This is a genomic window from Bradyrhizobium sp. Ash2021 (genome assembly GCF_031202265.1).
In the GTDB taxonomy this organism is placed as follows: domain Bacteria; phylum Pseudomonadota; class Alphaproteobacteria; order Rhizobiales; family Xanthobacteraceae; genus Bradyrhizobium.
On record NZ_CP100604.1, the window covers coordinates 4,187,350 to 4,211,294 of the forward strand.

Consider the following 23,945-nt stretch of genomic DNA (forward strand, 5'->3'; position numbering starts at 1 on the left):
CAACCAACCAAGGTGACGACCGTGATCCCGGAGACGAGACCGATGAAAGCAATCCGTAACGTCGTCCTGGCGCTCACCCTAACTCTGACAGGTGTTACTTCCATGACCCAACCATCGATTGCCCAGGCACAAGCGACCTCGCCCACCACCACCGGGGTGATGGTCATCCTTACCGTGAAAGCCGGCGTCACCCGCGAACAAGTCATGACCGTCATGCCCGCTGAAATCCGGCAGACGGTGCAGCTCTATCTCGGTGGCAAGATTCGCGAGTGGTATTCGCGCGGCGATGGTCGCGGAGTCATCCTCCTGCTGGACACCAGGGATGTCGGCGAGGCGCACACGATCATGGATGGGCTGCCATTGGGCAAGCAGGATCTGATGGACCACGAGTACATCGCAGTCGGTCCGCTTTGGCCGCTCCGCTTGCTCATGGCCAATCCCTGAGCGCCCCTGATCGTCCATGGGTGCTGCACGCGCTGTCGCTGCGCCAATTGATCCGACGCCAGGAGGAACCTTGCAATGACCGATGTACTTGATGGCGTGCGCGACCACTATCGCAGCCCCGGCCTGACCGAACGGCTGAAGACGGCGCTGATGGCGCTCGGGCCGGAGGATCGGCGGCTCACGCCCGGGCAACTGGGCGCCCTCGACCAGTTTCACACCCGTGGGCTCGCGGCGACCACCGAGCTTGCCAAATTGGCCGGGATCACCGCCGACATGTCGGTTCTGGATGTCGGCTCGGGCGTCGGCGGACCGGCGCGCTTTCTGGCTGCGACCTATGGCTGCCGGGTGACGGGCGTCGACCTCTCTGAGCCATTCGTGGATGCCGCGCGCTATCTGACCGAGCGCACCGGACAGAGCGGGCAGGTGTCGTTCCAGACCGCCAGCGCGCTGGAGCTTCCGTTTGACGACGGCCACTTCGATGCCGTGTTGCTGCAGCATGTGGCGATGAACATCTCCGACCGGGCGCGGCTCTACCGCGAGATCCGTCGCGTGCTGAAGACCGGTGGCAGGTTCGCGACTTACGACGTCGTCTCGAACGGCGGTGAGCCGCATTATCCCGTGCCGTGGGCGCGGACGCCCGCAACGAGCTTCCTTCTGACAGCCGCTACGACGCGCGAGACGATCGAACCGGCCGGTTTCCGCGCGCTCGTCTGGCAAGACGACTCTGAGGCGGCCAAGGCCTGGATCGCCCAGCTGCGCGCATCGGGGCCGCCGCCTTCGCCAAATCTCGGCGTGGTGATGGGGCCGGACTTCGCACAGCTTTCCGCCAACCTCGGGCGAAATCTCATGGAAGGCCGGCTCGGCATTTTGACCGCCGTGTTCGAGGCCGCGTCAATCGACTGCTGATAGGAGGCCAAAATGCCTACGGAAATCCTGTTCCAGACCCATCTCGTCCTCGGGTATGTCGCGTGGCTGCTTTGCTTTGGCGTGTACATCTGGCCCCGGCTCAAAGCGATGGACCATTTCGAAGCGCAACGTGCGATCGCTACGCTGCACAGCTTCCGCTTCTTCGGGCTCGTCTTCATCCTTCCGGGCGTGGTCAGCCCCGATCTGCCGGCCAGCTTCGCCGTGTTCGCCGCCTACTGGGATTTTGCAACCGGCGTGCTGGCCATGCTGGCGCTGCTCACGGCCAGAATCCGTCCGCTGTTTTGGCTGTTCGTCGTCGCCTTCAATCTGGTGGGGTTTGTCGATCTGATCCTCGACTATTACCACGCGGTCCAGGTCGACCTCCCTGCGAAGGCCGGGGAGTTGGGCGCCACCTACGCGATCCCGATCATCTACGTACCGCTGCTGATGATCACGCACATCGTCGCATTCTATTTTCTGGTGCGTCCTCAGCTCAAGGCGGCTCGGGCCATCGCCGACGATTTGGCGGCAGCCTAGATTGCTCGACCGTCTGATCGTGCGCATAAAAGAACCAAGGCGAGGAACTGGGGTCGGTCCGGCTGAGTTCCCCCGGCAGCGCGGCCAAACATGAATCGCGTCACATTTGTCACTCCCGCCGTTCGAGGTCTGGCGGCGATACTAACTCGACCAACAGCGAGCGATCGGCCGTGAACATTGGCGCGTTCCAGTCCGAAGACACGCGAGACCGCTCTAATGAGGAGGTTGCGATGACGACGATTACTTCACCCGAGAAAAACCGGAAACAGGGACAGCCCGCCATGAACACGCCACCGATTGTGTCGCCGGAGGCGTGGGAGGCGGCGCGCGAGCAGCTTCTCGTCAAGGAGAAGGCCATGATCCGCGCCCGGGACGCGCTGGCTGCGGAGCGGCGGCGGATGCCGTGGGTTGCCGTGGAAAAGGCCTATGCGTTCGACGGGCCCGGGGGCGAGGCGAGCCTGCTTGACCTGTTCCAGGGTCGCCGCCAACTGATCGTCTACCGCGCCTTCTTCGAGCCCGGCGTGCACGGCTGGCCGGAGCATGCCTGCATCGGCTGTTCGCTCGGGGCCGACCAGGTCTCCCATCTCGCGCACCTCAACGCGCGCGACACGACGCTTGTGTATGCCTCGCGCGCACCGCAGGCCGACATCGCGCGCCTGAAAGCGCGGATGGGTTGGGAGATTCCGTGGGTTACCATCACCGACAGCTTCGATGCCGACTTCGGCGTGGATGAATGGCACGGCCACAACGCGTTCATCCGCGACGGCGATCGCGTCTTCCGCACCTACTTCATCAACAGCCGCGGCGACGAGGCGATGGGTACCGTCTGGAGCTACCTCGACATGACGGCGCTCGGGCGTCAGGAGGAGTGGGAGGACTCGCCCGAGGGTTACCCCCAGACCCGGCCGTACAAATGGTGGAACTGGAACGACAGTTACGTCCCCAACGCCGCGCCCGACCCGAAATGGGTGAAGGTGTCGGACGCCGGCGAGGCTGCCTTTCGCAAACGCGACGGCTAATCTCCATGATGCTGCGGTAGGCTCACCCACGGCGGATCTGAGTCGGGGAGGGGAAAGCGCGCATGAAGTTGCGGTCGATCAAATGCATCACCTTCGCGGCTCTGGTCTGCGGCGCAGGGTTCAGCCCTTCAACCGGCGCCGGTGCCGCCGAGCCGATCCGCGTCGGCGCGGTGCTGCCGTTTTCCGGTGGCGTCGAGCTCTATGGTCAGCAGGCCAAGCTCGGGCTTGACCTCGCGGTCAAGGACATCAACGCGGCGGGCGGGATCCTCGGCAGGCCGGTCGAGGTGATCTATGCCGACGACAAGACCAGGCCGGCCTCCGCTGTGGCCGCCATGCATGCGTTGATCGAACGCGACGGCGTTGTCGCGGTCGTCGGCCCCATCACCTCCCGTAACCTCAATGCGATCGTGCCGGTCGCGGAAAACCTGAAAACGCCGCTGCTCTACGCCACCAACTATGAAAGCGGCAAATGCAGCCGATATGTTTTCGCGTTCGGCACGGTTCCGAACCAGGAACTGGGCCAATTGCTGCCCTACGTCAACAAGACCATCGGCAACAGCTATTTCCTGCTGGGCGCCGACCGGGTCTGGCCGCACCAGATGTTCGATCTGGCGCAGCCGCTGATCGAGAAGCTTGGCGGCAAGGTCGTCGGTATCGAATATACCCTGGGGACCGAGACCGATTTCACGCCGCTGATCGCGCAGGTCGCGGCGTCCAAGGCAAAAGTGCTGCTGTTCGCGCTGAAGGGCGACGGCATGGATTTCATCCGGCAGGCGGATGACCGGGGATTGCTGAAGGACACGACGATCGCATTCCTGGGATTGTCGGAGGTTGATCTCGGCATTTTCCGCGGCAAAGGCCAGAACATGGTCACGGTGGTGCCGTCGGTGGCGACCAGCGACGAGCCTTCCGTCAAGGCGTTCGTCGCCAAGGCCCGCGCCGAGGCCGGCGCCGACGTCGCGGTGTCGAACTATGTTATGACGCACTACAACACGCTGATTGCGCTCAAGGCGGCGATCGAGAAGGCCGGCAAGGTCGACAAGGAGGCCATCGTCGACGCCATGGTAGGTCTCGTCGTTCCGTCGCCGACAGGGCCCGTGACCATCGGCCACGACCACCACGCGACCATGAACATGTTCATCGCCAAAACGAAAGGCAGCGACCTTGTCACCGTTCGCGCGCTGGGAGAGATTGCGCCGCAGCCGGGATGCAAACTGGCTGATCGCTAACCGCAGAGCGCTACACGCACTGGGCAGGACTGTTGATGGCACCCGTCAAAATCAATCCCGACAATATCCGCACGTTCAGCGACGCAGGGAGCTTCCATAAGTGGCTCGGCAAGCACCACGACAGGGAAGGTGAGATCTGGATCAAGATCTACAAGGTGGATTCGGGGATCAAATCGATTACTCCGAAACAAGCCATCGACGTCATACTTTGCTGGGGATGGATCGATGGCCTCCGCAAGGGCTTCGACGACAAGAGCTTTCTCCAGCGCTACACGCCGCGCACCAGCAAAAGCATCTGGAGCCAGATCAACGTCGATAACGTCGCCCGGCTAATCAAGGAAGGCCGGATGACTGAACACGGGTTAAAGGAGGTCGATCAGGCCAAGTCCGACGGGCGCTGGGCGCGCGCCTATAAGAGCGGCAAGGACATGAAAATCCCGGATGATCTGCAAGCCGCGATTGATGCCGAGCCCAAGGCAAAGGCAATGCTGGCGAAACTCAGTGCGCAGAACCGCTTCGCGCTGGCCTTTCGCACCCATAACATGAAGACCGAAGCCGGCCGGAAGAAGAAGATCGAGGCCTTTGTCGCGATGCTCAAGCGCGGCGAGACGATCTACCCACAAGGCAAGAAATGACCCTCGCGATCACCGCCTGGGCCCGGTCACTTGCTCGTGGACTACCGCGCGACGATAATGTTCATCGCCAGGACCAAAGGCCGCGATCTTGTCACCGTCCGCGCGCTGGAAGAGATTGCGCCGCAGCCGGGATGCAAACTGGCTGGTCGCTAAGTGCCGGAGCCGTCGCCTCGCAAAAAAAATCGACCGCACCCCCGTCAGCCTGTCGGTTCCGGCCGGTCTCGTTCGTCTACCATCCAGAGGGAGCTGCACTGGAGACCACGAATGACCAATTCTCGCTATCGCTGGGTGATTGTTGCGGCCGGGGGCTTGCTCGGCTGTGTCGCGATCGGCGGCATGTTTTCGCTGCCGGTTTTCCTGCAACCGATCGCGCGGGATACCGGCTGGTCGGTCACCGGCGTGTCCAGCGCGATGACGATCGGCTTTCTCGCGATGGCCTGCACCAGCATGGCCTGGGGCACCTTGTCCGACCGGGTGGGGCCGCTGCCGGTGGTGCTGACCGGGTCGATCGTGCTGGCGGCAAGCCTGGCGCTGGCCAGCCGGGCGACCTCGCTCCTGTCGTTCCAAATCATGTTCGGACTGATGGTCGGCGGCTCGATCTCCGCGATCTTCGCCCCGATGATGGCAACGGTCACCGGCTGGTTCGACACCCATCGCAGCCTCGCGGTCTCGCTGGTGTCGGCCGGCATGGGCATGGCGCCGATGACGATGTCGCCGCTGGCGGCCTGGCTGGTCTCGAACCACGACTGGCGAACCTCGATGCAGATCGTGGCCGCGGTCGTTGCCTGCATCATGATCCCGGTCTCGCTCTTGGTTCGCCGCGCGCCGGCGCTGGAAGCGGCGCATTCCGCCCCGGCCGGCGCTAGCGCGTCGCAATCCGAGATGTCGCTTGGGCAAGCGTTGCGCTCGCCGCAGTTCATCGTGTTGCTGCTGACGAACTTCTTCTGTTGCGCCACGCATTCGGGCCCGATCATCCATACCGTGAGCTATGCGGTCAGCTGCGGCATCCCCCTGATTTCAGCCGTTACGATCTACAGCGTGGAGGGATTGGCGGGGATGGGCGGCCGTATCGCGTTCGGCCTGCTCGGCGACCGCTTTGGCGCCAAACGCGTGCTTGTTCTTGGACTGCTCGCCCAGGCGTTCGGCGCGCTCGGCTACGTCTTCGTGCGCGAGCTTGCCGCGTTCTACGCCGTCGCTGCGATCTTTGGCTTCATCTACGCCGGCACCATGCCGCTCTATTCGGTGCTGGCGCGCGAAAATTTTCCGCTGCGAATGATGGGTACGGTGATCGGCGGCACCGCCATGGCCGGCAGCCTCGGCATGGCGACGGGACCGCTGGCCGGAGGTTTGATCTACGACACCTTTGCCAGCTATGCTTGGCTCTATATCGGCTCCTGGGCGTTCGGCCTCGGCGCCTTCGTGATCGCATTGACCTTCAGGCCGTTCCCGGCGGCGAAAGCCGAGCCCGAGCCGGTGCCGGCGTGAAGTTCACGCTGGACGGCTGCGCGTTGATCGGATGGGTCAGTCACAGGCCGCGTGCGGGATCATCCAGGTCGAAAACGTCTGCCAGACGCCATCGCCGAGGTGGCGCTGATAGGCGACGAAGTCGGCATCGTCGCCGTGCACGAGTTCATAGCGATGGTATCCGGACTTTTCGGTTGGCTTGGTCATTGGACTTCTCCTTAACAGGAACTGCTACCGAGCTAGTCGCTACGCCGCGCCGATCAATGGAATGACAATAATCACATCTTCAACTTGTCGAGAGCCGAATTGGCCACGGCGTTGTTTTTCATCAAAACAGCAGCGATGGGCTGAATTGCGCTATGGCAAGAAGCACGACGATCAACAGCACACCCAATATGAGGAGCTTTCGCGTTGTCATCATCCTGGACCCCTGTTACTTCCTGAAGCAGCCGTCACTTCACCAGTGTGAGCAGCGGCTTGCCTTTCTCGACGATGTAGGTCGCCAGCTCACTGCCGGTGCCGCTGCTGACGTTCTTCGCCGAGTGGACCGTTCCGGCGGGAATGAAGAGGACGTCGCCGGGCTTCAGCGTCACCGGCGGCTTGTCCTCGATCTGATACTCAAGCGTGCCTTCGAGGACATAGATGATCTCTTCGCCCGGATGCGTATGCTTGCCGAACGCCACGCCGGACGCAAGATCGACGCGCACCTGGACGGCCTCGCGTCCGGGGGCACTGAGATCGTGCCGCTGTAGGTCGGTACGCTTGACGCCCGGCTGCTGCGCCTGCGCCGGGGGCAGCGTCAGACCGCTTGCGACAATCATCGCCGCCAAAGCCATGCTTCGAATCGTCCTCATGTGAACCTCCTGTTGTCTTTCAGATATGCGTCCGTGAATTCGCGACGAACCAGCCGCTGCTCAAACTGGCAGCGGCTCGCCGGCCTGCTCGCGGGCGATGTAGTCGGCGTACCAGTCCGGCCAGTTCGCATCGTGCTGGCCGCCGTTCCGCTTCTCGTGCTCGCCATGCGCCGCCGCCGCACGCCGGAGCGCGGCGGCAAGATCAGCCGACGAGGCGAAACTCGCGCCGTGCGCATCGACGCGTCCGGGCAATCGCGTAGTGATTTCCTGGAGCAGCCAGCCATTGCCGTCGGGATCCCTGAACGAGGCGTAGGAGCGGTAGCTGCCACGGTGAGGATCCAGGCCGCTGACCCGGTGTCGCCCCGACAGATAGGGCTCGTCGGTGCCGGTGTGTTTGTCGCCGACGGGGTGGAAGATTTCACCGACGTCAGCACCGCTGCTGCGCAGTTGGTTGCGGGCGGCCTCGATGTCGGAGACGATCAGATAGAGTCCCTGGGCAGAGCCGGGGGCTGCCGCAGTGACGTTCTTGCCGAAGATGACGGAGGCCGGCGAGCCCGGCGGCGTGAACTGGATCACGCGCCAATCGTCGCCGGCGGCGAAGTCGGCGTCGAGCCGCCAGCCGAGGCGGGTGTAGAACGCCTTGGCGCGATCGACGTCGGAAACCGGGATGACGGCGATCTCGAACTTCAGGTCGACCGTCGGTGCTTTAGGGGCCTTGGTTGCATTGGTCATCGTTCTCTCCTTGATGCCTGGGGGGACGACGCACGCAGCGTGCGCCGCATTGGCTGAAACGAGCGGGAGTTCAGTCGTTCCGATGCCTGTTATGCCCTGACATCCGCGCGAAGCTTGAGATATTGCCCGTTGCAGCCGTCGGCAACTCCGCGGCCAGCCTCGCCGCCGGGGTAGGTGCGCCACCGTTCAGAACATCCAGATCGGGATGATAGAACGCGAACGCACCCGGCTCCTGAATGGCGGCCTGAGCGAATACCGGTGTTGCCGTGAGGGCCGACAGCACCGCGGCTGCCGCGATTGTCTTGAGTGACGTCATAATGTGCTCCTTCGATTTATATCGTGTACGAGTTAATCGGATGCGTGATATAAAAGTTAAGCCGTGTCCGATGTCAACCCTTCCGATTTAATCGGATGCGATATATATAGGTGCGAGGCTTCACATGTTCGTGTCGGAAGGGTGCCCCATGACGCTGAAAGACGGTTCCAAGGCCAATCCCAAGGATAATCCCATGGACAATCCCAAGGCCAATTCCAAAGACCATTCAAAAGCGAAGCAGAAACCGGCCGCGGGCGACCGGCGCCTATCCGATTTCCTGTGCTTTGCGATCTATTCGGCCAACCTCGCCTACGGGCGGGCCTACAAGCAGGGCCTCGATGAACTCGGGCTTACCTACCCGCAATGGATCGCGATCGTGGCGTTGGGGGAGGAGGACGGCCAGACCGTGAGCGATCTCGGCGACAAGATGTTCCTCGAATCCAACACCCTAACGCCGGTCCTGAAAAAGCTTGAAGCGATGGGGTATCTGCGCCGGCAGCGCGATCCCGCAGACGAGCGGCAGGTGCGCGTCAGCCTCACCGACGCCGGCCGAAGGCTGCGCGAGATGGGCATGCACACGAAGCTGGTGAAGTCGAGCGGGCTCAAGCCGGACGAATTCGCGCGGCTGCAGAAAAGCATCGTTACACTCCGCGACACTCTGATCAAGGCGACGGCGGAGGAGGAATGAGCGACAGACAAAGTCGACAAGGAGGCCATCGTCGGCCTCGCGAGCGAGCCGGAACACTAAAATGCGTCAGGCTACCTTGCGGTTGGGGTCGGGACCGGGATCGCCGCCGGAGGCGGCTTGAGCCAGCCTTGCGAAATAGTGGGTCCAGCCCTTGTCATGGTTGGCGCAGCTCGCAGCGTCCGGCAGGCCGCTATGGGTCATGCGCAACAGCGTCCCGTTCGCCTCATGATCGATCAGGTCGATCTCGATCAGGCTCGAGCCCGGCGGTACATTTTTGTCGCGCTCGTCCCAGCCGAAGCTATAGGCGAGGCGGTGGACCGGAATAACCTCGGTGAACCTGCCGCGGGCGACGTCCTTGCCGGTAACGTTGACGAGGTAAAGGCCGCCGGGATGCGGTTCCATCGTCGCCTCCGTGCCCATCCATCGCAGGATTTTCTGGGGATCGGTGAGGAAAGCGAACACGGTCGCTGGCGGTGCCGCTATGTGGACCTCGCGCCGGACGATGAGCGGTTCGATCATCGGAAGCCTCCGTTGCTCCGTGCTGGATAAAAGCACATTCCTGCCTGCGAGCCCAGTTTGGTAACGATGCCATGGTGACAGGTCTCCGCCGCGGCCGCATTGTTCCCGCATGAAGTTGCCCATCACCCTTGCGTGGCTGCTCGACGAGGCCAGCGCCGCTGATAGCGCTGACCATTTCCTGGCAGCGCTCGGCGCACGGCTGATCGCCGATGATTTGCCGCTCGCCGGCGGTGCATTGACGCTGGCGGCGCCGCATCCAATGATCGCGCGCCGCACCTGGCTATGGCGGGCGGAGACCGGCGTGGTGATCGAGGCGCTGGGCTTCGAGGCTTTGGGCTCGGCCGGGTCCGGTCAGGACGATGTCGGCCGCGATTGGCTGACGCGGCTTGGCGGCGCGGTGGTGCAACAGGATGTCGCTGGTTCCGCGCCGGACGGAGCGGAGCTTGGTTGGTCGATCCTGCGGCCGCTCACCGGGCAGGAATCTGCGTTGTTGCACCAGGCGGCGCGTTTCGCCGCGGCACCGCTCGCCGTCCTGGCAACGCGGTCGACGCTCGCCGCGCTGCTCGAGGCTTATCTCGGCCGGCGCAGCGCGGCGCAGGTGCTGGCGGGACGGCTGCGGCGCCAAACCGGCGAGACCATCCGCGCGGTGCTGCTGTTTGGTGATCTGCGCGATTTCACGGCTCTGTCCGAGACGATGGCGCCGGAGGCGGTGGTCACAGCGCTTGACGCCTGGTTCGACCGCATCGCCGGCGCCGTTCACGCGTTCGGTGGCGAGGTGCTGAAATTCATCGGAGACGGGGTGCTTGCGATTTTTCCGATCGGCGAGCGATCGCCTGCCGCCGCCTGCGACGCTGCGCTCAGCGCCGTCGGTGCGGCCCGGGCCGGCATGACCCATCTCGACAAGGCACGCCAAAAGCAAGGACTGCCGCCGCTGCCCTTCGGCGCAGCGTTGCACCTCGGCGAGATGCTGTGGGGCAACATCGGCACCGCCGACCGGCTGGATTTCACCGCGATCGGCCCGGCCGTCAATCTTGTCAGCCGACTCGAAGGACTATGCCGGCCGCTTGGCCGCAGCGTGCTGATCTCGGGCGCGATCGCAGCCGAGACGAACATGAAGCTGATCTCGCTAGGCGAGCACGATTTGCGCGGCATCGCCACGCCTTGTGCGGTCTTCACGCTGCCGGAGGATTAAAAACTGAGGATGGGTGAGGGCGCATCGCGCCGCGCGCATGCGGACTTGCATCCATCGCTGTCTGAATGTTCCCACCAAAGCCGTCACACCGTCGTGATCGTTAGCCTTGAGAATGGGCAGAACCGCACAAACATTCTTTAGTAGAGATACCGTGACATGCGCCGCTATAGTTGCGATACCGAATATCCTTCGGTAAAGTTTCAGAACGACAACTTCCATGAGGCCAGAGATGGACGCACTCACGATTTTTATCATTCGTCACGGTGAAAAGCCCGGTGAGACCTGGCCGGGGCCGGGCTTTATGGATAATGGCGTTTCGGACACGGAGTCGCTGGTGATCCGGGGATGGCAACGCTCCGGCGCCTGGGCAGCCTTGTTTGGCGCCGGGCTTTCCGACAAGGACTATCCTGCCCCGCAGGTGATCTACGCCGCCACGCCCGGAGCGGACAACGACCCGAACAAGGGGCCGAGCCGTCGTCCCGCCGAAACCATTTCGGCGCTGGCGGCCCGACTCAAGCTGACGCCCAAGGAAGGCTTCGGCAAGGGCGACGAAAAACACCTGGTGAACGCGCTGCTGCCGCTGAAAGGCGTCGCGCTGGTGTGCTGGGAGCACAAGGCGATCATCTCCGATATCCTGCCGCGGATTCCGGTCAGCAAAGGCAAGCTGCCGACCAAATGGGATGGCGATCGCTATGACGTCGTGCTCCGCTTCGACCGTGCCAAGGGCGACGACAAGTTTGCGTTCAAGCCGCTGTATCCTTGCCTGCTCTCGGGGGATTCGGACAAGCCGGTGGATAGTTGAGCCGGCAGGCCGCTCAGCCTCGCTTCGGCCGGCGGACGGCTCGCAGCTTTCCGCTTCCCCCGCCGCCGCAGAAGAATTGATCGCCGCCATCGGACTCGAGGCCAGACACGGCGACGCCGGGCGGCATCTCGAGCCGCTCCAAAACCTCTCCGGTTTCGGGATCGATCCGCCTCACATCGCTCTCGTCGCCTTCCCAGGTGCCATGCCAGAGTTCGCCATCGACCCAGGTGACCCCGGTGACGAAGCGGTTGGATTCGATGGTGCGAAGGATCGCGCCGGTTTGCGGATCAATTTGATGGATCTTGCGCTCCCGATGCTGCCCGACCCAGAGCGTGCCTTCGGCCCAGGCGAGCCCGGAGTCGCCGCCGCCGCCGGGCGCCGGGATCGTCGAGAGCACACGGCCGGTGTCCGGGTCGATCTTCTGGATGCGATCCTCGGCGATCTGGAACAGATGCCGGCCGTCGAAGGCCGTTCCCGCATGGGCTGGGACATCGATCGCGCGCACCGTCTTGCCGCTCGCGGGATCGAGCGCGTTCAACTTGTCTCCGCACGCAAGCCAGACGTGCTGGCCGTCAAACGTAACCCCGCCGATGCGGTCGATGCCCGGCAGGGGTCCATACTCACGAATGATCTCGGCGGCTGATTTTTTCATGGTTCTTTCCTGGTCATGCCCGCATCCTAGTCGCTCGGCAGCGGCGCGGGGAGTAACAAGGTCGTCGCGAGTCCCGGCACCGACGGGGTCATCCAGCGACGCGCGCGGCCACGGCCAAACGATTGCACCTTGCTGGCGGCCGCAAGCCCGTCGAGCGCCCGCTGCACGGTGCGCTGGTTGGCGCCGAGCGCCAGTGCCAGTGCCGAGCTCGACCACGACTCGCCATCGGCGAGGAAGGCGAGCACCGCCGCATGCCGCTCGTCGATCGGCCGCGCCAGCACGACGACCTCGCGGGCGCGGCGCGGCGTCAGCGCAAAGCCCTGGCTGGTCGCGCTCACGCCGGCCAGCGTCCGCAGCAATGTGCGCAGCCGCCCGATCTCGACCCGCAACCGGGCGCGATGCGATTCATCGGCGTGCTTGCCGCCGAAGGCCCGGGCCACGAGCACGTCCCGCGGTACGTCTTTCGGCCACGCCTCGGCCAGTGCGCGGGCGAGCGCAAACAACACCGGACGCCTGGCCAGCGAGACCGCCGCGCGCGGGTCACGCACGACATGATGAAGGGCGTCCACGACCAGCGCTTTCGACGCCTGCAACGTTTCGACCTCCTCAAGCAAAAGAGGGCGCTCCTCGCCACGCGCGATCAGGCGTGCCGCCGGTGTGTTCAGCATGAGAGAGGCGCTTTCGATCTCCGCGGTCAGCGCAGGGATGCCGGCATGGCGCGCCGCGCGTTCGGCCCGGGCGAGGGCTGCGCGCGCGGCCCTGGCGTGGAGGCGTCGCATCGCGATCCCCGCAACCACCAGCTCGTGGGCGGCCCGCGATGCGGGCGGGAAGGGGGCGGGATCGAGCCCGGCAAGCGCCTGCTCGGCGGCGTCGAGGCGCCCGATCAGGAGCAGGCGCCGGACCTCGAGATAGCGCGCATGCGCGGCATTCACCCGGTCGCCATGCGCTTCGAGCGTCGCCCGCGCGGCGTCGAGCTTTTTCGCAGGCCAACCCAAATCGCGCGAGACCAGCGCGATCTCGGCTTCTGCGACCACACACCTGGCGCGGGCCACGGCCTCTCTCGGACCGAAGGCGCGCGCCGCACTGTGCAGCAGCATTTTCGCTCGACCGAAATCGCCGAGCTGCGCCATTGCGATGCCCCGGAGCGCGAGCGCCGGCGCATCGTCGCGCAGGGCGACCCGGTTCAGTGCGCCGAGGGGATCACCCGCCGCAAGCGCGCGCGCCGCGGCCGTAATCAGCGAGTCCATCTAAATCCCGACACACTTGTCACTCCCACCCCTCCGATATCGGGCCCTAATCTATCTCACGACCACCAACCAGCAAGCCGTATCGCGAACGCTGCGGGCGACAAACGACAGGAGAAAACAATGACGATACACACGACCGGAACGCGTGAACAATGGCTGACGGCGCGGCTCGAACTGCTCGAGGCGGAGAAGGACCTGACGCGGCGCAGCGACGAACTGGCACGGCGGCGTCAGGCGCTGCCGTGGGTGCGCGTCGACAAGGCGTACCGATTCGAGACCGAGGAAGGGATCGCCTCGCTGGTGGACCTGTTCAGAGGGCGCTCGCAGCTCCTCGTCTACCACTTCATGTTCGGGCCCGAATATGCGGCGGGGTGTCCGTCCTGCTCGGCGATCGCGGATGGCTTCAACGGCTTCGCCGTCCATTTGGCGAACCATGACGTCATGCTTTCCGCGGTGTCGCTGGCGCCGCTGGCAAAATTGCAGGCGTTCAAGCGGCGGATGGGGTGGACGTTCCCCTGGGCGTCCTCGCAGGGCGGCGAGTTCAACTTCGACTTCAACGTGTCGATCACCGAGCAGCAACAGCGCGCCGGGGGAATCGACTACAACTACAAGCGCAGCGGCCATGTGCTGGACGCCAAGCCGGAAGCCGCCGCCGAGGGGCCTATCGCCTTCGCTGCCATGGCCGGAACCGACACCGCCGGGTTCATGCGCCAGCGGCCGGGCATGAGCGCGTTCACGCATGAGGACGGCGTCGTCTACCACACCTATTCCACCTATGCGCGCGGACTGGATGGCCTGTGGGGCATGTACCAGTGGCTCGACCGTGCCCCGAGGGGGCGCAACGAGACCGGCCTCTGGTGGCGCCACCATGATCAGTACGACAGGCAATGAGGTGGATCATGGGTGTCGTCGGCGCAACCGCGGGACGTTACCGGAGAGAGATCATGGGTGAGGCTTACGCCGGCGAACGCGCGAGCGGCGTGATCCGTCACGAAAGCGGCCGCACCGCCGCGCTCCGCGCAGCCGACTGGCTATGCCTCGCGGCCGCGCCGACCTTCGCCATCATGGCGTTGCTTACGGGTGTTCCCGCCAGCGGCCCGCCGGAGATGCTCTGCTCGGCCGCGTCGCCGCTGAGCGGAATGGCGCCGATGTACCTGCTGATGAGTGCCTTCCATTTGGGGCCCTGGCTGAAGCTGATCTCCAGACGACGAAGGGGCCGCGCCTCGACGCCGTCGCCGGACACGACCTCCTGAGATCGCAGCATTCGGAATATTGCACACGAGGCTGCGGGTGCATCGGGCACCCGGCATTTCCTGCGCCCTCTGTTATCACGGGGGAAAGGCTCTGGCACCGCTCGGGCGCATCGGGCCGCGGGATCGTTTTCGTTTCTCCCTCAGCTCTCTGAGATTGACTCGAACTTGCGAGCCGCTTGCGTTCCGAACGCCTTGGCGCGAAACTCTCGCTCAAGATTGATATCCCTCGCACCCTAACGAAAGCAAAAAAACCGATGGCACGTGTGCGCTGTATCACCGAAATGGGCATGGGCGTTGACGTTCACGGACGCGATGCGACGAAGGCGGCCAAGCGGGCGGTCTCGGACGCGATCCGCCATTCCAGTCTCGGGTTCTTCAGGATGCTGGGCAAGACCGCAAAGGACATGTTCGTCGATGTTACGATCGGCGTGCCGGACCCGAGCTCGGTCGACACCGCTGCGGTCGCGAAAGAGCTGCCTTACGGCATGGTGACCGTCACGGCGGTCAAGGGCGGGCTGGAAGTTCCTGCCGAGCAGGGCAGTGATTCCATCCTCATCGCCAATGCCGCCGTGATCGTGAGTCTCGATGACGGCGCGGCAGGCTAGAGCGTTTTCGAGCGAAGTGGATGCCGGTTCGCGTGAAGAAAACGCGTCAACACAAGAAGCTAGTGCACTGGTTCTGATTCGATCAGAACCGATGCTCTGGACACCCATCTATCGGAGGTTCAAGTTGTCCGTCTCGTGCAATTCGCGTTCGATCGTGAAATCCGGATTTGGGCACACAGGGAGCGTCAGTGCCATGAAACATTTTGCCAAGCCTTTCCTGATGTCGGCCGCGCTGTGGGCGGCGACGTTCTTGCCCGCGCACGCGGAGATGGACGTTGCGCGCCTCAAGGCCACGATCGAGAAATCGGTCGAATCCGACTATCCAAAGCTCGACGCCCTCTACAAGGATATCCACGCCCATCCGGAGATCGCCTTCGAGGAGGTCAAGACGGCCGCAAAACTCGCTGCCGAAATGCGCGCGCTCGGCTTTGAGGTTACCGAGAAGGTCGGCAAGACCGGGCTGGTCGCGATCTACAAAAACGGCGACGGTCCCACCATCATGGTGCGCACCGAGCTCGACGCGCTGCCGATGGAGGAGAAAACCGGTCTTGCCTATGCAAGCCACGACAAGACCGTTTGGAACGGCCGGGAGACGTTTGTGGCGCACAGCTGCGGTCACGACATCCACATGGCGAGCTGGGTAGGGACGGCAAAGACGCTGGTCGGCCTGAAAGACCAGTGGCAAGGCACCCTGATGTTCATCGCCCAGCCCGCCGAAGAAACGGTGTCGGGCGCCAAGGCGATGCTGAATGAAGGCCTGTTCACGCGATTCAAGAAACCCGATTTCGGCTTTGCCCTGCACGACGGGCCCTTCCCCTACGGCTACATCAGCTATCGCGTCGGCATCGGCTCGTCGAATTCCGACAGCCTCGAAATTACGTTCCACGGCCGCGGTGGTCACGGCGCGGCGCCGCAGCGAACCATCGATCCCGTGATGATGGCCGCACGCTTCGTTGTCGACGTGCAAAGCGTGATCAGCCGCGAAAAGGACCCGACCGAATTCGGCGTGGTCAGCATTGGCGCCATTCAGGGCGGGACGGCCGAAAACATCATTCCCGACGACGTCCTGCTGCGTGGGACCATCCGTACCTTCAAGCCCGAGGTCCGCGCCAAGATGCTGGCGGGGATCGAGCGGACGGCGAAGGCCGTCGCCGCGATGTCGGATGCGCCCGCGCCCGAGATCAAGATCACCGAGGGCGCCAAGGCCGTGATGAACGATCCCCAGGTGGTGGCGACCGCCGAAAAGGTGCTGAAGGCCGCGTTCGGCGACAAGTTCAGGACCTCGCCGCCGGGCACGCCGAGCGAGGATTATTCCGAATTCGTCAATGCCGGGGTGCCGTCGATGTTTTTCAACATCGGCGTCTACGAACTTGAACGCTTCGTCGCGGCAAACAACGGCACCGGGCCTGAACTGCCGTCCAATCATTCGCCGCTGTTCGCGCCGGTGCCGAAGCCGACCATTGAAACCGGCGTTACGGCCATGACGCTCGCCGTGCTCAGCGCGTTCGATCAGCATGCTCGTGGCAAGTGAAAGCCGTCCGGTTCCGGTGCATCCGCTTGATCGTCCGATCTGGGGCGCGCTGACGACCCGGCAACAGTCGCTGGCGGAAGGCGGTGCCCTGGCGCGGCGTTATCCGCCTGCGATCGCGCCGTTCGCGGACATGGTGGATATGTCGCCACAGAGTTTCGCTGCGCTCGGCGCGATCCTGTCCGGATCCGAAATCGCCGTGTTGTTCACGCCGGACGCCGTGACTGCGCCCGATGAGTTCAAGATTCTGCTGGCCGAAACAGGAGAGCAGATGATTGGAACGCCCGCGGAAAGCTCGCTTCCTGGGATTGAGACCGTCACACTCGGCGTCAACGATGTTCCAGAGATGATGGCGTTGACCGAGCTCACAAAACCAGGGCCCTTCAGCGCGCGCACCCATGAGCTGGGTACTTTTCTCGGCATCCGCATCGATGGTCAGCTCGTCGCGATGACGGGCGAGCGCATGAAGCCCGGCCATTACACCGAGATGACGGCCGTCTGCGTGCATCCCGATCATCGCGGCCGCGGCTACGCGCAAATGCTGCTTGGCGCGGTTGCCCGCCAGATCGTGTCGCGGGGAGAGATTCCCTTCCTGCATGTATTTTCCAACAACACGTCCGCCATCGGGCAGGGAATGGAAATCCGCCGTCGCCTGCATGTGACGGTGTTGCAGAAACGGATTTGATGTTTCGCCAGCAATGATTGAGCAGGAGCGATCAAGGCTATCTCGACCGATGGCTATTAAACGTCCCCAAATATGAGCATGAGGCCGGTCGAACCCTTGCGCGAATTGTTCTAGGATGAAGCCGTTGGGCCGCGAACTCGGCTTGTTCGAATCTTCGTTGGCCGCGAAACCTCTTCCGAACGGACGTCCTGCCATGAAATCCACGCGCCGAAACCTGAATTTCACTGCCAAGCCGAAGAAGGAACCGAAGCTCTCCCGCACCCATGCGCCCGCCGATCTATCGCCGCTGGCCTGGCAACGCGGCTTGCGCCGCCAGTTCGGCCGCGAGCAAGTGTTCGGGCTTGAAAACCTCGGCAGCGAACCGTTTTTCTCCGAATTTCGGGTCAGCAATCCCGTTTCGAAGTCCAGCTATCGCGTGGCGATTCGAGGCTTGGGACCGGGGGGCAATTTCTGTTCATGCCCTGATTATGCCACCAGCGAGTTGGGAACCTGCAAGCACCTGGAATTCACGCTTGGGCGATTGGAAAAAAAGCGCGGCGCCAGGACAGCGTTCGCGCGCGGCTACCAGCCGGCGTTTTCCGAGTTGTATCTACGCAATGAAGGCAAACGCCGCGTGCATTTTCGCGCCGGAAAGGATTGCCCGCCGGAGGTGAGCGAGGCCGCCGCCGACTTGTTCGACGCCGGGCACGATGGAATGTTGCCGGACGATCGCCTTGGCGAACTGGACCGCTTCATGACCATGGTGTCGAAGAGCGGTCATGAGTTGCGCGCGTACGACGATGCGCTCGATTTCGTCGCCGGGAGACGGGACGCGGACCGTCGGGCTTCGAAGCTCGAGCAGTTGTTCCCGCGCGGCGCCACCGATCCAAAGCTGCGGTCTCTTTTGAAGGTGCCACTCTATCCCTACCAGGCCGACGGCGCGCTGTTCGCAGTGCGGATTGGCCGGGCCCTCATCGGCGACGATATGGGGCTCGGCAAGACGATACAGGCGATCGCCGCGACAGAGATATTGGCGCGGGATTTTGGCGTCTCGAAAGTTCTGGTGGTCTGCCCAACCTCCCTTAAATATCAATGGCAAAGCGAGATTGCGCGTTTCTCGGGGCGGGAAGGTGAAGATGCCGCACGCGTCATCAACGGCGGTCGAGCGCAGCGGCAGAAGGACTACGCCCTGGACGACTTCTGCAAGATCACGAACTACGAGAAACTGCAACCCGATCTAGACCTGATTGCCGCATGGGCGCCCGAACTGGTCATCGTCGATGAAGCCCAACGGGTGAAAAACTGGAACACCATTGCGGCGCGCGCCTTGAAGCGGATTGATAGCTCCTATGCGATCGTGCTGACCGGCACGCCGCTGGAAAACAAGTTGGAGGAATTGATCTCCATCGTTCAGTTCGTCGATCAGCATCGGCTGGGGCCAACCTGGAAGCTGCTGCACGAGCATCAGGTCAAGGACGAAGCCGGTCGAGTCACCGGCTATACCGGGCTGGAGAAGATCGGCCAAACGCTGGCGCCGATCATGATTCGCCGCCGCAAAGCCGAGGTACTGCGGCAACTGCCGAGCCGGACCGACCAGAACCTGCTGGTGCCGATGACGGAAATGCAAATGGATCATCATAAGGAAAACGCCGATGAGGTGGCGAAAATCGTCCGGCGCTGGCGCAAGACCAAATTTCTGTCGGACATGGACCAGCGGCGGCTGATGATTGCCCTGCAGAACATGCGCATGTCGTGCAACAGCACCTATCTGCTGGACCAGGAAACCGATCATGGCGTCAAGGCCGACGAACTCGCGGCACTGCTGGATGATTTGTTCGCCGATCCCGAGGCCAAGGTGGTGGTGTTTTCGCAATGGACGCGGACCCATGACATCGTCATCCGCCGCCTCGAAGCGCGGGGGGTTGGCTACGTCAGTTTCCATGGCGGTGTGCCGTCGGACAAGCGCCCGGCACTGATCGAGCGGTTTCGCGACGACCCCGCCTGCCGCGTGTTTCTGTCGACCGATGCCGGGAGCACCGGTCTCAATCTGCAGCATGCTTCGACCCTGATGAACATGGATTTGCCGTGGAATCCGGCGGTCCTCGAACAACGTATCGCTCGCATCCATCGCATGGGCCAGGCGCGACCGGTGCGGGTCATCAATTTCGTGGCAAAGGGCACCATCGAAGAGGGCATGCTCTCGGTGCTGGCCTTCAAGCGCTCGCTGTCGGCCGGAATTCTCGACGGCGGCAGTGGCGAGATTTCGCTTGGCGGTTCGCGTCTCAGCCGCTTCATGAAGGAGGTGGAGAGCGTCACCGGAAATATGGGTGAGGGCGAGGCCGTGACGCCGGCAGAGGAAGTGACGAATATAGTCACCGCCGATGGCGCGGGATCAGTGGAAGCGGCCGGTGCGGATCAAAGCGTTGACGCTCGATCGACGGCGGTGGCTCGGGCCGATGGGTCCGCAGCACCACCGCGCGATACGAGTTCCGACCCGTGGCAAGCCCTGGCGCAGGTTGGCGCTCAGTTTATTGCCGCGCTGGCTGCTGCCAGCAATCCGGACGCCGCCGCGCATCCGTGGATTGAGCGCGATCCAAACACCGGCGCGCAAAACCTCAAAATGCCGCTGCCGGCACCGGAAACCGCGAGAAAAGTTGCCGATATGCTTTCCGCGTTCGCGGACAGCTTGCGGGGCAGGACGGCGTGACGGGCGGCGGCAGTCGAACGATGGCCTTAGTCGCCAAAATACGCCGGCTTGCCCGTGGTCCACGTCTCGCCCCACAACTGGCCGCCGCCATCGACCGTCAGCGTCTCGCCGGTGACGAACCTTCCTGAAGGCGCCGCGAGATACACGCTGGCCTCCGCGATGTCCCAGGGCGAGCCCGCGCGCATCATCGGGTTGGAGCGCGGGTAGGCGGCGCGGGCTTGCGGCGTGTAGACGTTCCAGCCCTCGGTCTCGATCGCACCGGGCGCCACGCAGTTCACCCGGATGTTCAGCGGCGCCCATTCGACGGCGACGGCGCGCGACAATCCGATGACGCCGGACCGCGCCGCGATCGTGTGCGCGATGCCATAAAGCCCGTGCGTTGTCACCACCACGATATTGACGATGCTGCCGGGATGCTTGTGGTCGCGCCAGCGCTGGGCGGCCGCCTGCATCATGTACCAGGTGCCGTTCAGATTGGTGTTGATGACCGCGTTCCAGCCTTTCACCGAAAAGTCGATTGCGGGTTGCGGAAACTGGCCGCCGGCGCTGTTGATGAGATGGTCGACGCGGCCATGCGCCGCCCAGATCGTTTCGAACAGGGCGTTGATCGCATCCGGCTCCCGGATGTCGGCAACGCAGGCGGATGCCCTGAGGTTTCGGCCGGCCAATTCGGCGACGAGGGCGTCGAGCTTGTCCTGATTGCGGCCGACGACGGCGACATGCGCGCCGAGCCGGGCAAACAGCCAGACGATCGCGCGGCCGATGCCGCCGGTACCGCCGGAGACGAGGACGACCTGATCTCTGAGCAGGTCGGCCGCGAACACGGTCGGATGAATCGCAAGCTCCGCGTCGGTCAGGCCAATCTTCTCGGTTGTCTGATGATCGTTCATGCGTAACGCCGGCCCTTGCCAGGTGCGGATAGGCCCGTACATTAGCCATCCAACAAGAACCAAGCAAAGAACGAGTTTTGATGTCCGGTCTTTCCGACTTTCCGATTACCGCACGCTGGCCAGCCAAACATCCCGACCGCCTTCAGCTCTATTCGCTACCGACGCCAAACGGCGTCAAGGTCTCGATCATGCTGGAAGAGATCGGCTTGCCCTACGAAGTGCATCTCGTCGACTTCAGCAAAGACGACCAGAAGACGCCCGAATTCCTGTCGCTGAACCCGAACGGCAAGATCCCGGCGATCCTCGATCCGGATGGCCCCGGCGGCAGGCCGCTTCCCCTGTTCGAGTCCGGCGCGATCCTGCAATATCTCGCCGAGAAAACCGGAAAACTGCTGCCCCCGGACGCGGCGCGCCGCTACCAGACCATCCAATGGCTGCACTTCCAGATGGGCGCGATCGGGCCGATGTTCGGCCAGGTCGGCTTCTTCCACAAATTCGCCGGCAAGGATTTTCCGGATAAACGGCCGCTCGAGCGCTATGTCGCGGAGTCAAAGCGCCTGCTGTGGGTGATAGAGACGCACCTTGCGGGGCGGCAGTGGATCATGGACGACGACTATACGATCGCCGACATTTCCATGCTCGGCTGGGTGCGCAATTTGGTCGGCTTTTACGGTGCGCGTGAGATCGTTGCGTTCGATACGCTCACACACGTGCCCGCCTGGCTGGAGCGCGGCCTGGCGCGTCCTGCCGTGGAGCGTGGCCTGAACATTCCGAAACGGCCTTAAGCGGCGTGCTTGAGCAGTTCGTAGACCGTGGGGTTGTCGGCGCAGGCGCCAAAACCGCATTCCAGCAGCGTCGAGACCACATTCAGCGCCGTCAGGCCGATCACGAGCCACACCGCGGCTTGCGCGAAAGCGCCGCGGGAGATCGGTTGCGGTGCGGTGTCGTCGAACTGGCGGTCGAACAGCAGGATGGAAGCGAGCAGCACAATGGCTGCGACGAAGCCGATCAGCGCCCAGGTATAATAATGAAAGCCGAGCAGCGCCGAGCCGTAGCCGGCGTCTCCCGGCATGATATGCAGCAGTACCTGTCGCGTCGAAACGACCGCGCCGGCAACGGCTTCGAACAGCGACATCGCGTAATGGCTGGGACGCGGTCCGAACCGGATGTTCAGAATGGGGCCGATGGCCAGCGTCGCGAACAGGATGCGCTGCAGCAGGCACAGCGGGCAGGGCAATTCGTGCAGCACGAATTGCGCGGCAAACGCGGCCGCCAGCACCAGCGCTACGGCATAGAGGCCAAGCGCACTCAGGGTGATGGCGCGGGTTTGGGTCATCGCATATCTCAGAACGACAGTTTCAGCGTATCGGTGGCGTGGTGCAGATAGGTCGCGACGCAGGCGATCATGACGGCGGCGAACAGACCGAGCGCGAGCGGACGCGGGCCGCGCCAGGCGACCAGCATGACGATGGTAATGGCGAGAAGCAGTGCGGTGAATTCCATCATCGGCCCCCGGCAGCGAATGCGACGGCAGTTTATGGCTGATTCGCCGATCCGCTTTGAATAAAAACGGGCCCATCAGCCACGCGGTGGACGACGAACGCAGGCGGTCCTTGCCGTGGGTCATGACATTACCTTGATGCGCCGCGAGATGATTTTTCATTGTCCGCCGCGCAGCTCTATCCCATGATGGCCCACGAGCTTCCTCGTTCCCGTTCCGAGCGCGCCATGACCACAGCAGCAATCCGCCCTGCCAGCCATCATCAGCCCTGGTACAAGATCCTGTATCTTCAGGTTCTGATTGCGATCGCGCTCGGTGTCCTGATCGGTTATTTCTATCCGGATCTCGGCAAGGAGCTGAAGCCGCTCGGCGACGGTTTCATTGCACTGATCAAGATGATGATTGCGCCGGTGATCTTCTGCACCGTCGTGCACGGCATTTCCTCGATGGGTGATCTGAAGCGCGTCGGACGGGTCGGCCTGAAGGCGCTGATCTATTTTGAGGTCGTGTCCACCGTGGCGCTGGCCGTCGGCCTGATTGTCGGCGAAGTGCTTCAGCCCGGGCACGGCTTCAACATCGATCCGGCTACGATCGATCCCAAATCCGTCGCCTCCTATGTCAGCAAGGCGAAGGAGGAAGGCATCGTCGCGCATCTGCTCGGGATCATTCCCGACAGCTATTTCGGGGCGCTCGCCCGCGGCGACCTGCTGCAGGTCTTGCTGATCTCGATCCTTTCCGGCTTTGCCGTCGCCTTTCTCGGCAAGGCCGGCGAGCCGATCGCGTATGCGATCGATCAGGCCGCCAAAATGTTCTTCAGGGTGATCGCGATCATCGTCCGCGTCGCGCCGATCGGCGCCTTCGGGGCGATGGCGTTCACGGTCGGCGCGTACGGGCTCAATTCGCTATGGAACCTGATTGCGCTGATCGCCACCTTCTATCTGACCAGCGTGCTGTTCGTATTGATCGTGCTCGGCGCGATTGCACGTCTCTCGGGTTTCTCGATCATCCGCTTCATTGCCTATATCAAGGACGAACTGCTGATCGTGCTCGGGACGTCGTCGTCGGAGACGGTGCTGCCGCAGATGATCCAGAAGATGGAGCACCTCGGCGCGTCGCGGCCGGTGGTCGGGCTCGTCATTCCCACGGGCTACAGCTTCAATCTCGACGGCACCAATATCTACATGACGCTGGCGACGTTGTTCCTGGCCCAGGCGACCAACACCCACCTGACGATCTGGCACGAACTCGCCATTCTCGGCATCGCCATCATCACCTCGAAGGGCGCCTCCGGCGTGACGGGGGCGGGCTTCATCACGCTCGCCGCGACCCTTTCCATCGTGCCGGACATACCGATCCAGTCGATCGCCATCCTTGTCGGCATCGACAAGTTCATGAGCGAGTGCCGCGCGCTGACCAACCTGATCGGCAATGGCGTTGCCTGCATCGTCATCAGCCGCTCGGAAGGCGAACTCGACAAGGACAGGCTGCACGAGGCGATGGCGCATCCGATCGAACTCGGCGAGGCGCTCGAGCCCGGCGCAACTTAGGAAAGACACATGCG

Annotated in this window: 28 protein-coding genes; 18 read left to right on the top strand and 10 right to left on the bottom strand. The window is 63.4% G+C overall.

Features of this window, described 5'->3' with window-relative positions; all coding sequences use genetic code 11:
- The first annotated feature begins 42 nt into the window (after nt 1-42).
- The 7 genes from NL528_RS19765 to NL528_RS19795 all read left to right on the top strand — a co-directional run bounded on the left by NL528_RS19765 (nt 43) and on the right by NL528_RS19795 (nt 6,255).
- Complete coding sequence (locus NL528_RS19765; protein WP_309184347.1) at nt 43-444, top strand: hypothetical protein; 402 nt, start codon at nt 43-45, stop codon at nt 442-444.
- 75 nt (nt 445-519) lie between these two features.
- A complete protein-coding gene (locus NL528_RS19770) occupies nt 520-1,350 on the top strand; it encodes a class I SAM-dependent methyltransferase (protein ID WP_309184348.1) in 831 nt (276 codons plus the stop codon).
- Between the two features lie 12 nt (nt 1,351-1,362).
- Nucleotides 1,363-1,887, top strand: coding sequence for a hypothetical protein (locus NL528_RS19775; RefSeq protein WP_309184349.1), 525 nt, complete (start codon nt 1,363-1,365; stop codon nt 1,885-1,887).
- A 230-nt stretch (nt 1,888-2,117) separates the two neighbouring features.
- Nucleotides 2,118-2,906 (top strand): DUF899 domain-containing protein, encoded by a 789-nt coding sequence (locus NL528_RS19780; protein WP_309184350.1) that lies wholly within the window; start codon nt 2,118-2,120, stop codon nt 2,904-2,906.
- A 62-nt stretch (nt 2,907-2,968) separates the two neighbouring features.
- The gene (locus NL528_RS19785) at nt 2,969-4,135 is read left to right on the top strand and encodes a substrate-binding protein (protein WP_309184351.1); all 1,167 of its coding nucleotides are present in this window, start codon (nt 2,969-2,971) and stop codon (nt 4,133-4,135) included.
- Nucleotides 4,136-4,170: 35 nt separating this feature from the next.
- Entirely contained in the window at nt 4,171-4,770 is a 600-nt protein-coding gene (locus NL528_RS19790) for a YdeI/OmpD-associated family protein (RefSeq protein ID WP_309184352.1), read from the top strand.
- 264 nt (nt 4,771-5,034) lie between these two features.
- Nucleotides 5,035-6,255 carry an MFS transporter gene (locus tag NL528_RS19795; protein ID WP_309184353.1) on the top strand — a complete coding sequence of 407 codons (1,221 nt, stop codon included), beginning with the start codon at nt 5,035-5,037 and terminating at the stop codon, nt 6,253-6,255.
- Between the two features lie 36 nt (nt 6,256-6,291).
- Here the strand turns inward: NL528_RS19795 and NL528_RS19800 are convergent, their stop codons facing one another.
- The 4 genes from NL528_RS19800 to NL528_RS19815 all read right to left on the bottom strand — a co-directional run bounded on the left by NL528_RS19800 (nt 6,292) and on the right by NL528_RS19815 (nt 8,136).
- On the bottom strand, nt 6,292-6,441 hold the full coding sequence (locus NL528_RS19800) for a hypothetical protein (protein ID WP_309184354.1): 150 nt from the start codon (nt 6,439-6,441) through the stop codon (nt 6,292-6,294).
- A gap of 245 nt (nt 6,442-6,686) precedes the next feature.
- A complete protein-coding gene (locus tag NL528_RS19805) occupies nt 6,687-7,088 on the bottom strand; it encodes a cupin domain-containing protein (protein ID WP_309184355.1) in 402 nt (133 codons plus the stop codon).
- Nucleotides 7,089-7,148: 60 nt separating this feature from the next.
- A complete protein-coding gene (locus NL528_RS19810; RefSeq protein WP_309184356.1) occupies nt 7,149-7,820 on the bottom strand; it encodes a VOC family protein in 672 nt (223 codons plus the stop codon).
- 70 nt (nt 7,821-7,890) lie between these two features.
- Entirely contained in the window at nt 7,891-8,136 is a 246-nt protein-coding gene (locus NL528_RS19815; RefSeq protein ID WP_309184357.1) for a hypothetical protein, read from the bottom strand.
- Nucleotides 8,137-8,329: 193 nt separating this feature from the next.
- Between NL528_RS19815 and NL528_RS19820 the strand changes: the two genes are divergently transcribed.
- Nucleotides 8,330-8,824 carry a MarR family transcriptional regulator gene (locus NL528_RS19820; protein WP_309184982.1) on the top strand — a complete coding sequence of 165 codons (495 nt, stop codon included), beginning with the start codon at nt 8,330-8,332 and terminating at the stop codon, nt 8,822-8,824.
- A 66-nt stretch (nt 8,825-8,890) separates the two neighbouring features.
- On the opposite strand, the gene NL528_RS19825 is transcribed toward NL528_RS19820, so the two are convergent.
- The gene (locus NL528_RS19825; RefSeq protein WP_074277433.1) at nt 8,891-9,343 is read right to left on the bottom strand and encodes an SRPBCC domain-containing protein; all 453 of its coding nucleotides are present in this window, start codon (nt 9,341-9,343) and stop codon (nt 8,891-8,893) included.
- A 109-nt stretch (nt 9,344-9,452) separates the two neighbouring features.
- Between NL528_RS19825 and NL528_RS19830 the strand changes: the two genes are divergently transcribed.
- Entirely contained in the window at nt 9,453-10,535 is a 1,083-nt protein-coding gene (locus NL528_RS19830; protein WP_309184358.1) for an adenylate/guanylate cyclase domain-containing protein, read from the top strand.
- 229 nt (nt 10,536-10,764) lie between these two features.
- A complete protein-coding gene (locus tag NL528_RS19835; protein WP_309184359.1) occupies nt 10,765-11,337 on the top strand; it encodes a histidine phosphatase family protein in 573 nt (190 codons plus the stop codon).
- A 13-nt stretch (nt 11,338-11,350) separates the two neighbouring features.
- Here the strand turns inward: NL528_RS19835 and NL528_RS19840 are convergent, their stop codons facing one another.
- Together NL528_RS19840 and NL528_RS19845 are read right to left on the bottom strand one after the other, a co-directional pair.
- A complete protein-coding gene (locus NL528_RS19840; RefSeq protein WP_309184360.1) occupies nt 11,351-11,989 on the bottom strand; it encodes a PQQ-binding-like beta-propeller repeat protein in 639 nt (212 codons plus the stop codon).
- A 26-nt stretch (nt 11,990-12,015) separates the two neighbouring features.
- The gene (locus NL528_RS19845; protein ID WP_309184361.1) at nt 12,016-13,236 is read right to left on the bottom strand and encodes a helix-turn-helix domain-containing protein; all 1,221 of its coding nucleotides are present in this window, start codon (nt 13,234-13,236) and stop codon (nt 12,016-12,018) included.
- A 120-nt stretch (nt 13,237-13,356) separates the two neighbouring features.
- On the opposite strand from NL528_RS19845, the gene NL528_RS19850 reads away from it, so the two are divergent.
- The 6 genes from NL528_RS19850 to NL528_RS19875 all read left to right on the top strand — a co-directional run bounded on the left by NL528_RS19850 (nt 13,357) and on the right by NL528_RS19875 (nt 19,993).
- Nucleotides 13,357-14,127, top strand: coding sequence for a DUF899 domain-containing protein (locus NL528_RS19850; RefSeq protein ID WP_309184362.1), 771 nt, complete (start codon nt 13,357-13,359; stop codon nt 14,125-14,127).
- Nucleotides 14,128-14,180: 53 nt separating this feature from the next.
- Entirely contained in the window at nt 14,181-14,489 is a 309-nt protein-coding gene (locus tag NL528_RS19855) for a hypothetical protein (RefSeq protein WP_309184363.1), read from the top strand.
- 254 nt (nt 14,490-14,743) lie between these two features.
- Nucleotides 14,744-15,094, top strand: a complete 351-nt coding sequence (locus NL528_RS19860) for a Lin0512 family protein (protein ID WP_309184364.1) — start codon at nt 14,744-14,746, stop codon at nt 15,092-15,094.
- A 193-nt stretch (nt 15,095-15,287) separates the two neighbouring features.
- The gene (locus NL528_RS19865) at nt 15,288-16,625 is read left to right on the top strand and encodes an amidohydrolase (protein ID WP_309184365.1); all 1,338 of its coding nucleotides are present in this window, start codon (nt 15,288-15,290) and stop codon (nt 16,623-16,625) included.
- Nucleotides 16,609-17,307, top strand: coding sequence for a GNAT family N-acetyltransferase (locus NL528_RS19870; protein WP_309184366.1), 699 nt, complete (start codon nt 16,609-16,611; stop codon nt 17,305-17,307). Before NL528_RS19865 ends, NL528_RS19870 begins: the two co-directional genes overlap by 17 nt.
- Before the next feature lie 193 nt (nt 17,308-17,500).
- Entirely contained in the window at nt 17,501-19,993 is a 2,493-nt protein-coding gene (locus tag NL528_RS19875) for a DEAD/DEAH box helicase (RefSeq protein ID WP_309184367.1), read from the top strand.
- 26 nt (nt 19,994-20,019) lie between these two features.
- Here NL528_RS19875 and NL528_RS19880 read toward each other — a convergent pair whose 3' ends face one another.
- A complete protein-coding gene (locus tag NL528_RS19880) occupies nt 20,020-20,883 on the bottom strand; it encodes an SDR family oxidoreductase (protein ID WP_309184368.1) in 864 nt (287 codons plus the stop codon).
- Nucleotides 20,884-20,963: 80 nt separating this feature from the next.
- Between NL528_RS19880 and NL528_RS19885 the strand changes: the two genes are divergently transcribed.
- Entirely contained in the window at nt 20,964-21,668 is a 705-nt protein-coding gene (locus NL528_RS19885) for a glutathione S-transferase N-terminal domain-containing protein (protein ID WP_309184369.1), read from the top strand.
- Here the strand turns inward: NL528_RS19885 and NL528_RS19890 are convergent.
- On the bottom strand, nt 21,665-22,219 hold the full coding sequence (locus tag NL528_RS19890; RefSeq protein WP_309184370.1) for a disulfide bond formation protein B: 555 nt from the start codon (nt 22,217-22,219) through the stop codon (nt 21,665-21,667). The genes NL528_RS19885 and NL528_RS19890 overlap by 4 nt on opposite strands.
- Nucleotides 22,220-22,227: 8 nt before the next feature.
- Nucleotides 22,228-22,386: a DUF5993 family protein gene (locus NL528_RS19895; protein ID WP_309184371.1), complete on the bottom strand. Its 159-nt coding sequence runs from the start codon at nt 22,384-22,386 to the stop codon at nt 22,228-22,230.
- 225 nt (nt 22,387-22,611) lie between these two features.
- Between NL528_RS19895 and NL528_RS19900 the strand changes: the two genes are divergently transcribed.
- Nucleotides 22,612-23,931 carry a dicarboxylate/amino acid:cation symporter gene (locus tag NL528_RS19900; protein WP_309184372.1) on the top strand — a complete coding sequence of 440 codons (1,320 nt, stop codon included), beginning with the start codon at nt 22,612-22,614 and terminating at the stop codon, nt 23,929-23,931.
- Nucleotides 23,932-23,945: the final 14 nt, after the last annotated feature.